The organism is Paenibacillus sp. RRE4, from assembly GCF_031844205.1.
In the GTDB taxonomy this organism is placed as follows: domain Bacteria; phylum Bacillota; class Bacilli; order Paenibacillales; family Paenibacillaceae; genus Paenibacillus; species Paenibacillus xylanexedens_B.
In genome coordinates this window covers 2,003,933-2,017,800 of the sequence record NZ_JAUZUT010000001.1, presented here as the reverse complement: position 1 = coordinate 2,017,800, position 13,868 = coordinate 2,003,933, and the positions used below count along the sequence as shown (strand labels likewise).

Sequence of the window (13,868 nt, the reverse complement as noted above, 5' to 3'; positions counted from 1 at the left end):
GCCGCCTGGCAGACATGTTTACCATGAATGCATGGGATAGCAATCTGTATACAAACTCATACTCTAAAGTGAAAGATGTGAAGAGATTATGACGAAGGAGAAGTTATACTACGGTAAAGATATCGAGGTCATGTTTAATTCGGATGTATGCATTCATTCCGGTATCTGCGTAAAGGGCCTCCCTGCTGTTTTTGATTTGAGCAAGCGTCCTTGGGTTGATCCCGATGGTGACACTTCAGAGGCTGTTGCCCGGCATATTGACACATGCCCAAGCGGAGCATTAACGTATAAGCTTCTGAACGATGAATTTTCAACAAAGAAAGAGGATGAACATGCATAACGTAGAACATGAAGCTGCCAATAAAAGATTTGTTATTCAAGATAACGGCGACATTGCTGCGGTGATGACCTATGTAATCTCAAGTCCAGAGCTGTACACTATTGATCACACATTGGTCGAAAATGCCTACCGGGGACAAGGGCTCGGTGATGAGCTTATCAAAGCTATGGTGGAATACGCACGGGAAAACGGTATTAAGATTTTACCTTTATGTCCTTTTGCCAAGGGACGTTTCGAGCGTATCTCTGAATATGCAGATGTTCTCCATCAATAATGCTACTAGTTGCAGTTGATTTTTATAAGTGCAGAAAAAAGTACAAAAAGCCTCCCTCGCATGGGGGCTCTTTGTACTTTTAGCATTTGCTCTCATTTCATATAGCGATAGTCTAGTAGGTCCTTCAAGTTTGAGATTTTCTGCTGCAGCTTCTCCCCAACATTGGTTTCCTTCACCAGTTTCCGTTCCAGCTCTTTATCCACAAGTCTTTTTACAGACAATACGTCCGTTCCGTTGCATAACACCTCTTCTTTTGAATTGAATTTTTGATGGGCGACGAGCTGCATGCCAAAAGAGTTGTAAAGCAAGGTATATCCGGCAATGCCTGTTGTGGATTGATAGGCTTTGGAAAAACCGCCGTCAATCACGATCATTTTTCCGTTGGCTTTCACAGGGCTCTCTCCACTAATTTCTTTGACCGGCGTGTGGCCGTTAATGACATGTCCATGATCCGGATTCAAATCAAACTCCTGCAAGATTCTTCGACAGATCTCTTCATTTTCACGTAAATGGTAATAAGGATTTTTTCTCTCCTTATGTGCTTCTTTTTCTTGAATAAAATAACGTTCAAAAGTGGTCATTTCTCTCTTGCCAAAGAGTGAAGAACATTCTCCTGTCCAGATGTACCATACCATATCCGTCGCCAGATCTTCTGTCTCTTCCGGATGCGCAAATGCGTAACGTAAATATTCCTCAAAAACATCAAGCAATTGACGGCCCGAATAGGTCTTGTCTTCAATCTGCATTTCTTCCATATTTCCTTCTTCATCCATAGGAATGCAGCCGTGGATTAACAAATTCCCGTTGTATTTTAAATAAAGGCTTCCCTTCTTCATGAGGAAGTTCATATGTCTGGCCAGCTTTTCGGAATGCTGAACGGAGAACAGCAGTTTCTCCATCACTTGGCGTTCTTCCTCCAGCAATTGTTCAGGCTTTTGCGGATTTACGGTTGTAAAACAGGTGTTTTCCAGCTTGTACGTTTTTCCGCAGATCTTGATTTCATTTTTGTCGTAATCAATCTGCTCCAGCAAAAGTCTTTCAGACATATTAAAGTATGGCCGTCTCTTGATAATCGGGCTTTCAAGTTTAAACTGTATCATGGCAATGGCTTGGTGAATTTTGGTGATCTGCAGTATTTCCTGCTCTGATACATGATGGCCAGCCTGCACCTTAGGTCTGAAAGGCAGATTGTCTTCATAGTATTTCTCCGCCAAGTTTAGCAGTGGGCGCAGATTAATTCCGTATACATCTTCTATGATGTCCAGATTATCGTATCTGGCACATATTCGGATAATATTAGCGAGGCAGACCAGAGAACCCGCGTACGCCCCGATCCAGAGGACATCATGGTTTCCCCACTGAATATCTACAGAATGGTAATGGATTAGTGTATCCATAATTTTATCGGGGTCTGGACCACGGTCATAAATATCCCCAACCACATGAAGATGGTCAACCACCAGGCGCTGGGTTGTATAAGCAAGGCCGATAATGAGCTTGTCCGCTTGGCCCAGGGCTATAATTTGCCGATATATTTCCTCATAATAAGGATCTTTATTGTTGGTCGAATCCGTCTTGTATAGAAGCTCCTCTACAATATATACATATTGTTCCGGCAGAGCTTTACGCAATTTCGAGCGTGTATACTTGGAAGAGGCATAAGAAATAAGCTTAAGCATGTGTTCAATTGTTTGTCTATACCACTGGCTTAGAGCCGATTTATTACTCAATTCCGCTATAACCAGCTGTATTTTTTCTTCTGGATAATAAACCAGAGCTGCAAAATCATTGATTTCCTGATCCGTCCATACCTCCCGGAATAATTCCTTGATTTTTTCTTTGACGGTACCCGAACCATTTCGTAGTACATGCTGGAAAGCCTGAAACTCCCCATGCAAATCACTGACAAAATGCTCGGTTCCCTTAGGGAGATTGGAGATCGCTTCAAGGTTGATGATCTCGGTGATGATTTTTTCTTCAGTATCATATTTCTGCGCCAATAAATCTAGAAACTGCTCATCCAAAACAGATGTCCCCCTTCAAAGAAGTTATGTGGTATTGATTGTATAGTAAGTTTCCAAGGGACTTTTACTTATATGATGATTATCAGCATTGTCCTCCCTAATCATACTCCAGTTCATCCTATATGAACAAATTTCATCGAATGAATTTTGATTGAATTTATATTGAGACAATGTACTGGAGTTAATTTAGATAAATGATTACTATTGTTGTGTATACGAGAAGAAACCCAGAGTCTACAAATGACTGGGGTTTCTTGAACCGATGTAGGGAGCGTAATTACTCCTACATACGAAAATTTGAGGTGATGATCTACATAAATTTAAGATACACGTACAAGTATTCGTCCGAAAGTTTTAGAATGTAAAACTGTTGATACTGCCTCAGGAACCTCCTGAAGTGAAATTTCACGATCTATCAGTTTCTCTAAAGTAGTGCGTTTCATTTCTCCTGCCATTTCTTTCCACAAAATATTTCTTTCTTCTTGTGGACAATAAACCGAATCAATACCTAACAGATTAACTCCACGTAAGATGAACGGTAGTACTGTTGTTGGAAGGTTGCTACCACCAGTCAAGCCACTAACTGCAAAAAGCGAACTGTTTAGAAACCTCCAGATGTGAAGTTGGAAAGAAATCCGTCGGTGGTCATAAATAACGAGATCAGTTTACTCGTATATGAACATATTTTTTCGTTAAAAAAATAAAAACCGATGGGCTTATACATTTGTAAAGGTCCCATCGGTTTCTTTAGTTTTAGAATAGTTCGGTTGCTTTAAAAAAAGGGTTACTTGGGTTACTATGTAGCAAACCAGTGATTATTGCATACCAGAGGCCTATAAAGTAACACCTACATATATTTATCTTACGAATTATATTCCTTGTAAGCATCTTCAGTCGTCTGCACGTTCTTCATATACATAATCTTTCCCTCTTCATTTATACGCATAATATCTATACCTGCTTTGGTGAAAACCGTGCCATCTACCGCTTGACCGCATACCACCCAGTTCGTTCGATAACTGCCGTCGGGCTGAAGAACCCATGCATCCCACATATGTTTAATGTCTTTGTTGTATTCATAAATAGTCTTAACAACGACTTCGAATCCTGTACGACTGCTACCGTTTGAAACAATTTCAGCATCCTGCGTGAACAGGGATAACAAATCCTTCATAGCCCGATCGTCAGTGCGAGATGCATCAAACAAGCGGAAATAGTTATTTAACATCGTGATGTTTGCATCGGTATTCAGAGAGTTAGTAGTGTTACCAGCGGTTGCTGTATTAGACATAGTATTACCTCCTGTATTTTTACATTATTTTATGTAGCATAATTTAGTTCGATTTTTTTCGAACTGTTTGGCACGAAAAGAAATATATCACACTATCCACAAAGCAGCAATAAATAATTCGAAAATTTTCGAACAATAAAAAGAATTCAGAAAAATAACGCTAAAAAAATGATCAAACAATCTGAAATTCCTTACATTAAGGAACCAGCTTGTTTGATCATTATTTTGAAATGCCCTTTATTTTTAACAATCATATATTAATCGTCGACATTCACAACCTTTCCTCCAACCATTGTTGCAAAGGAATATCCTCTGTCAGTTCACCGAGCAAGATATGGCTGAAATGCCCCCCTTGATCAATAACCATTGTGGCTGGCAGGCCATTGATACGGTACAGTTTGGATACCTTGCCCGTTGCATCAATGATTACCGGAAAATCGAACCGATGACTTTTCATAAACTCGGTAATGGTCCCCTTGCTCTCCCCCACGTTAACAAACAGTGTCTCCACGTTGTTTTGATTTTGCTGTGCCAGCTCGTGAACCAAGGGCATTTCTCTTACACATGGCGTGCACCAGGATGCCCAGAAGTTAATCATCACGGCTTTGCCCCGGTAATCAGACAACTGGACTTGCTCCCCTTCGGAATTAACCGCTGTAAAATCAGGAGCCTCGACTCCTGTACGAATTGGATTGTTGCTCTTCGCATCTGAGTTCGATAGATTCGCCAGCACGGCCCATACTCCCGTAGCCAATGCTGCCAGTGCAATCAACATCGTAGCAATCCGTCTTATTTTCGGCCCTTTCTTTTTTTGTCCGTCCTGTTGCGCACTGTTCGTATCCCTGCTTTGCGGCTTGTTTAGCATGATCACATCACCTTCACTTTATTCCCAGACTCTGATGAAAAGCAGCATGAAGTGAACCATACTGATTTCGAATATCTTCTGCGGTGCCTTCCCCGACATTTGAACCCTGATTCATAAACATCACCTGGTCTGCAATGTCATTCGCCACTTCAAGCTGATGTGTGGAAAACACAACTATGTGCCCTTCCTGCTTGATATCTCCCAGTAAGTGTACGAACTCCTGCATCCAGAATGGATCTAGTCCATTGGTAGGCTCGTCCATGATCAGAAGAGCGGGCTTTGCAAGCATCGCCTGAGCAAACAATACACGCTGCCGCATGCCTTTGGAGAAGGTGGTCACTCGTTTATGTTTTTGCTCGCTGAGTCCCACCATCTCTAACACTTCCTGCACCCGCTCTCGGGGAAGCTTACGGAGCGAAGCCCAAAATAACAAAGCTTCCCCGGCCGTAAGACCTTGGCTGAACTGATAGTCATCCGGCATATATCCGATCTGATTTGCGTACCTTTTGCGATCCTGTGACCAGCGGACGTTATTTACCGTAACCTCACCTGATGTCGGGCGCAGAATGCCTGCCAGCATACGCAGCAACGTACTTTTGCCTGCACCGTTTCCGCCGCAGACGGCAAGCACCTGACCCGAATCAAGACGAAAGGAGATATCTTTGACGATGCTCTGACTTTTAATTTGTTTGCATAGTCCCTTCACAATAACTTCCGGTTCAAGCACGAGAGCGCCCCCTTTCCCAGATAGCGTAGACAATGAGAATGGAGAAGCTTATCCATAACAGACATATTCCGATAAATAGGGTACTTCCCCATGGCTGTTGCACCCACATTACCCATTGATAATACTCGGGCCCCAGGATAGAACCACCGCCGAGCCTGATCACAATAAACAACCTTACCAATTCAGCAGGGTTCAGAAAGGTCAACACCACCAGCAACGGTTTTATCCAGAGGTACGGCAGTAACCCTAGTATCGAAAGTAATAATGTCGGCCAGCCAATAACGGCGAAAAACCAGATCGATACGGAAATCGTCAAAGCTTGCCAGCGGTTACGGGACAACGATCCAATCCATAACGCAATACTTAGAAATAAAAGCACAAGTCCACAAGAAAACGCCAGAAATAGCAGATAGGTCAGTAGATCGATCGGATTTCCAAGCAACCCGCTAACCAGCCCCATCAGGCCGTAGCCAAATGTCACGATGAGTAGTAACACGGCGGCTAGTCCAAGATATTTGCCTGTAATGAAGGAGAACGTGCCGATGGGATACGTCGATAGAAGCTGCCAGCTTCCGTCTTCCTTTTCAGCAGTCAATGAGAATGAACCCAGGAACAGCGTCATCAGCGGTAAAAGATACAGAATCAGGTTCAGCATGGAACCAGTCGTGCCCGAATATCCTTGAACCGGATTCTGTGCATTCAGAAGTAACAGACTTAAGCTAAATGTGCAAAAAAGAACGAGAAACGAATACGACCAGGGGTTACGAAACCCCGTTTTCAGCTCTCTTTTTGCTATGTGTAACATATCAGACATCGGCTTCACCACCCCCTATCCGCATCAGTGGTTGCCTGATCCTTCTTTCGATTCACCTTCTTGATGCATATCTTTGCTCATATCTTCACCCGTATCATGCTTCGAACCTTGATCCGTCACGCCCTCATCGTGACCATGCCCGTGCCCGTCTCCGTCCATATTCATGTTATCCATATTCTGAGTCCAATCATGAGAAGAGAGTTCCTCCGCAGTCATGAGTTTGCCTACACCCTGCTCGGCCACGAATGCCTCGGCAGAAGCTTTATCCTTGAAGTTAACAATGCCATACGCCATAGGTGTTCTGAGTGAAGGGTCATATACATAGGTCGCTTTATTGAATTCGATCCATTCTTTATCGTTATAATCACGCACATAGTCCATGCCAATATTGTCTGTGCCATTTTCTTTTTTCCATTCGTTCATGCAGCCGAGGTCATCAAACTTGAAGTTTTTACCGTCCTTCGTTGTAAGCTGTGTAGCAAACGCATCATCCTTCACCTGCATATTACAGATCGCACAGATATCCACATCCTCGTTAATAGGCACAGCCGCATACTTCTGCCCACAGGCCGTTAACATCACAGTCCCTAACAGCAACACCATTGCCAAAATCCATCGTTTATTCATTTTCTCCATACCCCCATATAGATCATCGTACTAGCAGACAAACCAAGTAAAAGTAAACCAATTATCATAACCGTACTTGACCGGCTTTCCACATTTCTTGCATCTGTACCGAAATTTCCGGATGTTTCTGAAACATCATTATGCTCGTTTACAATGCTCATTTGCGGTGATTCATCTGTTGTCCAATTGCTCTTCCCTTCCGAATGCAAGTCACTCAGAAAGACCATGCCCGGTGATTGAAAAAAGAGCTGATAAGCAGCATTTCTGCTTATTAATTGCTCATAGAACGGGTTAATTGCATAAGAAAGCTCGCTGATTCCATCCTGATTCAGATCCAATCCCTGAAAGGAATCCCAATAGTTTTCTTTCAAAATATTATCCTTGCTGTCCATTGTCGAAGCATCGATAACGTTGGAAACAAATCGATTTTTCGTAAATTGATTTCCCTCAGAAAGCACCATCTGAATTCCTACAAAATTGCGGATCAAACCGTTGTCGTAGATTTTATTATCCGTGGACTCAGCGATATTCATGCCCACACGATTGCCCTCTACTGTATTGCTGCGGATCTTGGACTGATGCACGTCATAGAGCAAAATACCTTGGGAATGAACATTCGAACTTTGTTTGCGAAAGGTATTGCCTGATACAACCGTATTTTTAACCCCCATGATCATGGCACCAGTCATGTTACCTTCTCCTGTGTTATTCGTAACAGATGATCCATCGATATACATGCAATGAATACCGTACCTGGTTTGCATGAAACGATTATCGTTCACTGTTACGTTTCGACTGTTCTCCAGATAGATACTATCGAGCACGCCCTCAATCTGATTACCCTCAATCCTACTGTTATGTGAATTGTAGAGATCGATCCCGTTGCCTTTTTGACTGCTGGATGCTGTGCTTGCACCTGCCCACTCAATCGTATTATTTCGTATGACAGAAGTAGCAGCATCACGCACAAGCAAACCAGCGCCTTTGGTGCGAATCATAAGTTCAGATATTTCGTTATTGCTACCCGTTATCTGCACAGCTGCTGCTGGCTGACGACCGTGCTGTTCAATTGTAAACCCTTCCAATTTCACACCTTCCGCCTGAATGGATATCGCACTTTGTTCCTGTTCATTATGGATGGTAACCGAATCATCCCCAATGAGAGTGAGTGCTTTAGAGATGTTTACGGGGCCTGCATATCGACCAGATTCAAGATGAATAACCGCTCCTGTATCCGCTTGGTCTATAATGGGCTGAAGCAGGATGGATTCACGATCTTCAGTGACTCCAGTAGCATTCAGGGTAGTTTGAAACACTGGAAGGAGCCCCAGTCCGATCACGATCAGAGTACTTACTGCAAATCTACGGATACTGAATCGTTTATTACTGTTCATATTTTTGTTCCTGCATTTTTCATCCATCTCATCACCGCTTCCCTCCGTTCCTTCATTTGCTGTTACATAAATGCGTTATCCCAGTCCTTCACACAGTGTATCGAAAATGATAAATTTCCCATATAGCCCCATCAGGCTATAGGTTGCTTACTTTTGTGTCCAAATTGTGATTGAATGAAAAAAAGCCGCCAACTTGGCGACTTTAGACATGACATGTTCAATTTATGCAAAGGTATAGGTCCAGAACCGTTCACGCCCGAAGCGTGCTTGAAGTTCTTCATCGTTCAACTTGCGATTACCGAGCAACTCGGCCGCCTGAAACTGCGAGCGATGGGCGCGGATCGAGGCGAGCTTTTGCGCAAGAAATTGGGAGACATCTACGATCACATCAGGCTTGCCAATATGCTGCTCATGATTATTAGAAAAAGCCACGCAATGAACAACAGGACGCTCTTCCAGCGGTATACGGCTGACAGCCCTGATCACCGCGGCTCCTGTCGCATCATGATCGGGGTGAACACTGTATCCGGGATAAAATGTAAAGACCAGCGAAGGTTTAATCTCCTCAAGAAGAGCCATAATGCTGCCATCCAGCAGTTGAGGATCTTCAAACTCTACCATTTTATCGTGAAAACCTAGCATCCTTAAATCTTGAATACCAATCGCACTCGCTGCTTCAATAAGCTCCTCTTTGCGGATGGATGGCAGGGTCACGCGGTTCGCAAACGGCGGAATGCCCATGTTACGTCCCATCTCACCCAGCGTCAGACAAGCATATGTAACGTGTGCTCCAGAATCAATGTATTTGGCTAACGTGCCCGATACGGAGAATGCTTCGTCGTCTGGATGGGGATAAACCACCAGGATGCGTTGGTGCTCATCGTGTGCATTCTTTGTCATATGTTGTTCCTCCGCTCCCATTAGAACTTCTCCCGGCTCAGCTGTAATGCGACAACCAGTTTGCCTTGGCTGTCATGGCCGGCCATAATCAATCTATTTTGTTCCTGCTCATCAATATGGGTGAGCCCTTCAGCATAGACCCAGCCATCTGTCGTCTTAAGACCGACACGGTAGGGTCCCTCACCTGAAATAGAGCCCTGCGTATATCGAATGGCGGCATTGGTGATAAAAGCTGAAGCCGGATGCCGTGAACTATCGTAATGTTGAGCGTAAGCGCCCGTTGTCATCTCAAGATGCATATACACATCCTGATCAACAAAGCGATCAAGCCGAAGCTGGATATCTTGTGGTTGTATCAGTTGCATGACGGCCTCCCTGTTTCTTATAAAGTATGAACTCCATTTTATCATATGCAACAAAGAATATACATTTAAAGCTGCTCTGCTGCGTAAAATGACAGGGCTTTAGCCAAAACATGAACTTTATTCTTCATTTTTTTCTATTTTTCAAATGGTACAAAATCGATTAGATTAATATAAGTGATCATGCACATTCAAATTTACTCCAGATCAGAAGTGTCAAAGGGAGCTACTTCCTATGAAATCAATCATTCAGTTATTGCATTTCGGCTACCATCAGGCCATGAGCTGTATTTTTCCCGTAGCCATTTTTGGCACGCTGGCTCTTTCAACGATCATTCCATTTCCTTACATCCAGCGCTATGATGCCATTCTGCTTATTCTGCTTGCTGTTCAATATTTGATGTTTCGCACCGGGCTGGAAACGTTGGACGAAATCAAGGTCATTTGTGTATTCCACGTGATCGGTCTCCTGCTCGAAATATACAAAGTGCATATGGGATCATGGTCTTACCCGGAACCAGCATATAGCAAAATATTCGGTGTTCCGTTATACAGCGGATTTATGTACGCCAGTGTAGCCAGCTTCATGTGTCAGATCTGGCGAAGGTTGCGTATGGATATGACCGGCTGGCCGGGCATGGTTCCCTCCATGTTACTCGGCGCAGCGATCTATCTTAACTTTTTCACGCATCACTTTATCCCGGATTTTCGCTGGTGGCTGACAGCACTCGTCTTTGTTGTCTTCTGGAAAACGTGGATTATCTACCGGGTACGCCATACAACCTACCGTATGCCTTTATCCCTTGCTTTCATCATTGTAGGTTTCTTTATCTGGCTGGCAGAAAATATCGCTACCTTCTTTAACGGCTGGAAATATCCCGATCAGCATGAGAGCTGGCAGCTGGTGAGCTTCAGCAAAATCAGTTCCTGGTTTCTGCTGGTTATTATCAGTGTAATCATCGTCGCGCAACTTAAATATGTGAAAGCCAGTCGCACTGTAAAATAATTTAAAGAAGTACATGTCCGGATCACATTGACGCTGACCTTTTCCCCAGCGTCAATGATCCGCTATCATTTACCATTTCACTTTGCTTGCTTCCAATTTGTTTTCCCTCTTCATCGTATATTTTAATGGTGTAGGGTGTACCCTCCGGTGAAGGTAACATCACAAACCAGACATACTCTTCCACATCTGTTCTGATCAACTTGGCTTCCGTTATGGACATGGATCCGTTCTGTTCTGTTTCAGCAGTTACACGCTGGATCCCCGGATGCTCGACTGTACCAAACACCATTGGAAAAAGAGTGTCTATCCCTTCTAGCTTCGGTAAGTTCATATAATACAATGCATACTCAGACGGATCTATATCTCCGATTCCATAACCTCCGCCCCACACCCACTTCCACCCAAAACTATTTTTTCTCACGTACTCCAGCTGCATATTACTTGATGCTTCACTGTTGCTTCTCTGAGTGAACAAGATCATACCATCGTCCACAGGCTCCTGATGAACTGCACGGACATTAGGAGTTGCATTCCTGAATTGTTGAACTGCATCTTCTGGCGTATTGCCGATCGGAATCGACATGGTTTCATCCAGCCCCATAGCCTTGGACAAGGTCTGATCCGCCAGACCACCCGGTTTTTCTTTTATATACATATAGGTGTATACCGATACCACAGTAAGTAATAAGAGCGCTATAGTTGCGACTATAATCTTAAAAATGTTTCCCTTTTTTTTGCTCATGTTGAAGCCTCCTTATTCGAAATGGATAAATTAATAATATAACATAAAAACCCATCTAATATTACCATAATTTATCATAATCATTTTTTCAATATCTATAAGATACGGCAAAAAAGCCGCCAATTGGCGGCTACATCTTATTAACGGCGCATAGTTATGTCTTAGACATCCTCCAGCGCCCCAGTCTTCATAAACTGTGCCTGAATTAATATTCTCCAAGAAAAATGACTTCTGTCTCCAATTCAACCTGGAACGTATCCCACACTTTTTTCTGAATAAACTGAATCAGATCCTCATAATCCTTGGCAGTGGCGTGATCCACATTCACGATAAATCCTGCGTGTTTGGTTGAGATTTCAGCCCCACCGATGCGAGTACCCTGTAGCTGACAATCCTGAATTAGTTTACCGGCAAAATGTCCTTCCGGACGTTTGAACACACTTCCGCAAGAAGGGTATTCCAATGGCTGTTTCGATTCTCTCAGGAACGTTAATTCCTCCATTTTGCTGGAGATCTCCTCTTTGTCTCCTTCGCTAAGCGTAAACTCGGCATCCAAAATAATATAATGATCCATCTTGAAGAGACTATTGCGGTAACTCAGCTTCATCTCTTCACGTGGAATTACGACAACGTTGCCTTCACGGGTAATGACCGTCGCCTTTTCGATCACATCTGCGATCTGACCACCGTAAGCGCCGGCATTCATATAAAGAGCGCCTCCCGTACTGCCAGGAATGCCACAGGCGAATTCCATACCCTTCAGGCTATGTGCCAAAGCAGTTCTGGATACGTCAATAATATCGGAGCCGCTTTGTGCCATGATACGTGTCCCACTTACTTCGATCTGATCGAAGCGGCTGAGCGAAATCGTGACTCCCCGGATGCCTCCGTCCTTAATAATAACGTTGGAGCCTTTGCCAATAACGGTCAGCGGCAACTGATGGTTGTTCGCAATTTCAACCACTTTGGTAATCTCCTCCACAGTGGTTGGATGAACAAGAATATCAGCCTTGCCTCCAATTTGGATAAACGTATGATTTTTTAGCGGTTCATTAAATTTCACTTTTTCGTTAGGTATGTGGTTCTCAAAAATATTCATGATTTTCTCTCCCTGCGTTCTTCAAAAAGAACATGATTCCTACATTGTAAATCGAAACACACTCCGATGACAATCTATCCTCATATTTCCCTTTACAGACTGATGAAATTCAAACGTATTATTATAATGATATTCGCCTGTTTGCTGAATAGGTACTCGAGTACACTTTAAATTATAAATGAACAGCATTTTTCGGATCGTCAGGCATAAAAAAATAGCGCCGCGGATTTATAAACCGCAACGCTTGAACATTCTACCACATATTTTTAACATTCTCTATCTTCTAAATAGAAGTCTCGTTCATTCTCGTCCGTCGACTGGAATATCCGTCTTCGTCAATTCAGCAGATAACGCCCATAAGCGCTCCGCCTGCTCAGCATCAATTGCATATGGCTTCACGCCGTAAAAACCGCCATCTTCGGGAGCCATCTCACTGATATTGCAATCTTCACAGTACACACCGCCCAGGCCTTCAAGCTTGGGAGAAGTCGCAGCCCACACTTGAGTTGCCGCACCCTGCTCCGGTGATTTAAAGCCCGGATTAGCCACGTTCCCGGATTCATCAATCCAACCGAGAACAATCATCTCATCTTTGGGCATATAACGCTGTAATGGAGTCATGATTCCGCCCGGATGTACAGCAAATGCACGAACTCCATGCTGCTTGCCAAGTCTGTCGAGTTCTACCGTGAATAAGCTGATCGCTGTTTTGGACTGACCGTATGCCGGGAACTTCTCGTATCCCTGTTCAAAATGAATATCATGCCAGCGGATTGGTGAGAAATGATGTCCTGCAGAGGAAAGCGAAACGACACGGGCTCCACCTTCACTGACCAGCGCAGGCCACAATTGATTGGTTAGCGCGAAATGTCCCAGATGGTTCGTAGCAAACTGCGCTTCCCATCCCGGACCAATCCGGGTCTCGGGACAGGCCATGATACCTGCATTCAGGATTAACATATCGATACTGCGTGCACTTGCCAGAAAACGTTCCGCAAACGCAGCAACACTGGACAGGTCAGCCAAATCAAACTCGTGCACTTCCACGTTCTCAAGATCAGCCAAAGCTTCGCGCGCAACATCTGGTCTGCGCGCTGTCACAACAACGTGTGCTCCCGCTCTAACCAATGCTCGTGTTGTTTCCAGTCCCAGACCGGAATATCCGCCTGTCACTACGGCGAGACGTCCTGACAGATCCAGTCCGCTTAATACCTCATCAGTTGTACTACTTTTGTCAAAACCTGAATGTATGTTATGTTGCACTGTTCTTTTCTCTTTGTTTATGTTCATCTGCCTCAGCTCCTTCATATTCGTACTTCTAACTTCTTATAGTAATTATCCCTGTTAGGACTTCTATAATCAGTCTACACCTTAGAGTAAACTCAAAGTCAAATGATGTCCCT

General features: G+C 43.8%; 15 protein-coding genes. 3 read left to right on the top strand and 12 right to left on the bottom strand.

The features are described 5' to 3' along the window. The first annotated feature begins 88 nt into the window (after positions 1-88). Both Q9R46_RS09135 and Q9R46_RS09130 read left to right on the top strand, forming a co-directional pair. On the top strand, positions 89-340 hold the full coding sequence (locus Q9R46_RS09135; RefSeq protein ID WP_311279769.1) for a (4Fe-4S)-binding protein: 252 nt from the start codon (positions 89-91) through the stop codon (positions 338-340). Then, a complete protein-coding gene (locus tag Q9R46_RS09130; protein ID WP_311279768.1) occupies positions 333-614 on the top strand; it encodes a GNAT family N-acetyltransferase in 282 nt (93 codons plus the stop codon). The genes Q9R46_RS09135 and Q9R46_RS09130 overlap by 8 nt, the downstream gene beginning before the upstream one ends. 92 nt (positions 615-706) lie before the next feature. On the opposite strand, the gene Q9R46_RS09125 is transcribed toward Q9R46_RS09130, so the two are convergent. The 9 genes from Q9R46_RS09125 to Q9R46_RS09085 all read right to left on the bottom strand — a co-directional run bounded on the left by Q9R46_RS09125 (position 707) and on the right by Q9R46_RS09085 (position 9,621). Further along, complete coding sequence (locus tag Q9R46_RS09125; RefSeq protein WP_311279767.1) at positions 707-2,638, bottom strand: fructose-1,6-bisphosphatase; 1,932 nt, start codon at positions 2,636-2,638, stop codon at positions 707-709. A gap of 862 nt (positions 2,639-3,500) precedes the next feature. Then, entirely contained in the window at positions 3,501-3,929 is a 429-nt protein-coding gene (locus Q9R46_RS09120) for a nuclear transport factor 2 family protein (RefSeq protein WP_311279766.1), read from the bottom strand. Positions 3,930-4,200: 271 nt separating this feature from the next. Continuing rightward, positions 4,201-4,794, bottom strand: coding sequence for a redoxin domain-containing protein (locus tag Q9R46_RS09115; protein ID WP_311279765.1), 594 nt, complete (start codon positions 4,792-4,794; stop codon positions 4,201-4,203). 13 nt (positions 4,795-4,807) lie between these two features. Further along, a complete protein-coding gene (ccmA, locus tag Q9R46_RS09110; protein WP_311279764.1) occupies positions 4,808-5,521 on the bottom strand; it encodes a heme ABC exporter ATP-binding protein CcmA in 714 nt (237 codons plus the stop codon). Continuing rightward, a complete protein-coding gene (locus Q9R46_RS09105; protein WP_311279763.1) occupies positions 5,514-6,335 on the bottom strand; it encodes an ABC transporter permease in 822 nt (273 codons plus the stop codon). Before Q9R46_RS09105 ends, ccmA begins: the two co-directional genes overlap by 8 nt. Before the next feature lie 24 nt (positions 6,336-6,359). After that, positions 6,360-6,962 (bottom strand): nitrous oxide reductase accessory protein NosL, encoded by a 603-nt coding sequence (locus tag Q9R46_RS09100; protein ID WP_311279762.1) that lies wholly within the window; start codon positions 6,960-6,962, stop codon positions 6,360-6,362. Continuing rightward, positions 6,959-8,356 (bottom strand): right-handed parallel beta-helix repeat-containing protein, encoded by a 1,398-nt coding sequence (locus tag Q9R46_RS09095; protein WP_311279761.1) that lies wholly within the window; start codon positions 8,354-8,356, stop codon positions 6,959-6,961. The genes Q9R46_RS09100 and Q9R46_RS09095 overlap by 4 nt, the downstream gene beginning before the upstream one ends. A 222-nt stretch (positions 8,357-8,578) precedes the next feature. Then, positions 8,579-9,256 (bottom strand): bacillithiol biosynthesis deacetylase BshB2, encoded by a 678-nt coding sequence (bshB2, locus tag Q9R46_RS09090; protein WP_145330607.1) that lies wholly within the window; start codon positions 9,254-9,256, stop codon positions 8,579-8,581. Positions 9,257-9,276: 20 nt separating this feature from the next. Then, positions 9,277-9,621 (bottom strand): YojF family protein, encoded by a 345-nt coding sequence (locus Q9R46_RS09085; protein WP_145330605.1) that lies wholly within the window; start codon positions 9,619-9,621, stop codon positions 9,277-9,279. Between the two features lie 232 nt (positions 9,622-9,853). Between Q9R46_RS09085 and Q9R46_RS09080 the strand changes: the two genes are divergently transcribed. After that, positions 9,854-10,624, top strand: a complete 771-nt coding sequence (locus tag Q9R46_RS09080) for a DUF817 domain-containing protein (RefSeq protein WP_311279760.1) — start codon at positions 9,854-9,856, stop codon at positions 10,622-10,624. A 22-nt stretch (positions 10,625-10,646) separates the two neighbouring features. Here Q9R46_RS09080 and Q9R46_RS09075 read toward each other — a convergent pair whose 3' ends face one another. The 3 genes from Q9R46_RS09075 to Q9R46_RS09065 form a co-directional block, all read right to left on the bottom strand. Continuing rightward, positions 10,647-11,366: a hypothetical protein gene (locus tag Q9R46_RS09075; protein ID WP_311279759.1), complete on the bottom strand. Its 720-nt coding sequence runs from the start codon at positions 11,364-11,366 to the stop codon at positions 10,647-10,649. A 205-nt stretch (positions 11,367-11,571) separates the two neighbouring features. Next, positions 11,572-12,465, bottom strand: coding sequence for a UDP-N-acetylmuramate dehydrogenase (gene murB / locus Q9R46_RS09070; protein WP_311279758.1), 894 nt, complete (start codon positions 12,463-12,465; stop codon positions 11,572-11,574). 300 nt (positions 12,466-12,765) lie between these two features. Next, positions 12,766-13,755, bottom strand: coding sequence for an SDR family NAD(P)-dependent oxidoreductase (locus Q9R46_RS09065; RefSeq protein ID WP_311279757.1), 990 nt, complete (start codon positions 13,753-13,755; stop codon positions 12,766-12,768). Positions 13,756-13,868 lie beyond the last annotated feature (113 nt).

What these genes read in the sequence shown, in the direction of transcription:
- Q9R46_RS09135 (WP_311279769.1), top strand. Translation starts at nt 89, where the DNA reads ATGACGAAGGAGAAGTTATACTACGGTAAAGATATCGAGGTCATGTTT.
- Q9R46_RS09105 (WP_311279763.1), bottom strand. Translation starts at nt 6,335, where the DNA reads ATGTCTGATATGTTACACATAGCAAAAAGAGAGCTGAAAACGGGGTTT.
- Q9R46_RS09065 (WP_311279757.1), bottom strand. Translation starts at nt 13,755, where the DNA reads ATGAACATAAACAAAGAGAAAAGAACAGTGCAACATAACATACATTCA.
- Q9R46_RS09080 (WP_311279760.1), top strand. Translation starts at nt 9,854, where the DNA reads ATGAAATCAATCATTCAGTTATTGCATTTCGGCTACCATCAGGCCATG.
- Q9R46_RS09095 (WP_311279761.1), bottom strand. Translation starts at nt 8,356, where the DNA reads ATGAACAGTAATAAACGATTCAGTATCCGTAGATTTGCAGTAAGTACT.
- Q9R46_RS09130 (WP_311279768.1), top strand. Translation starts at nt 333, where the DNA reads ATGCATAACGTAGAACATGAAGCTGCCAATAAAAGATTTGTTATTCAA.
- Q9R46_RS09085 (WP_145330605.1), bottom strand. Translation starts at nt 9,621, where the DNA reads ATGCAACTGATACAACCACAAGATATCCAGCTTCGGCTTGATCGCTTT.
- murB (WP_311279758.1), bottom strand. Translation starts at nt 12,465, where the DNA reads ATGAATATTTTTGAGAACCACATACCTAACGAAAAAGTGAAATTTAAT.
- Q9R46_RS09120 (WP_311279766.1), bottom strand. Translation starts at nt 3,929, where the DNA reads ATGTCTAATACAGCAACCGCTGGTAACACTACTAACTCTCTGAATACC.
- Q9R46_RS09075 (WP_311279759.1), bottom strand. Translation starts at nt 11,366, where the DNA reads ATGAGCAAAAAAAAGGGAAACATTTTTAAGATTATAGTCGCAACTATA.
- bshB2 (WP_145330607.1), bottom strand. Translation starts at nt 9,256, where the DNA reads ATGACAAAGAATGCACACGATGAGCACCAACGCATCCTGGTGGTTTAT.
- Q9R46_RS09100 (WP_311279762.1), bottom strand. Translation starts at nt 6,962, where the DNA reads ATGAATAAACGATGGATTTTGGCAATGGTGTTGCTGTTAGGGACTGTG.
- Q9R46_RS09115 (WP_311279765.1), bottom strand. Translation starts at nt 4,794, where the DNA reads ATGCTAAACAAGCCGCAAAGCAGGGATACGAACAGTGCGCAACAGGAC.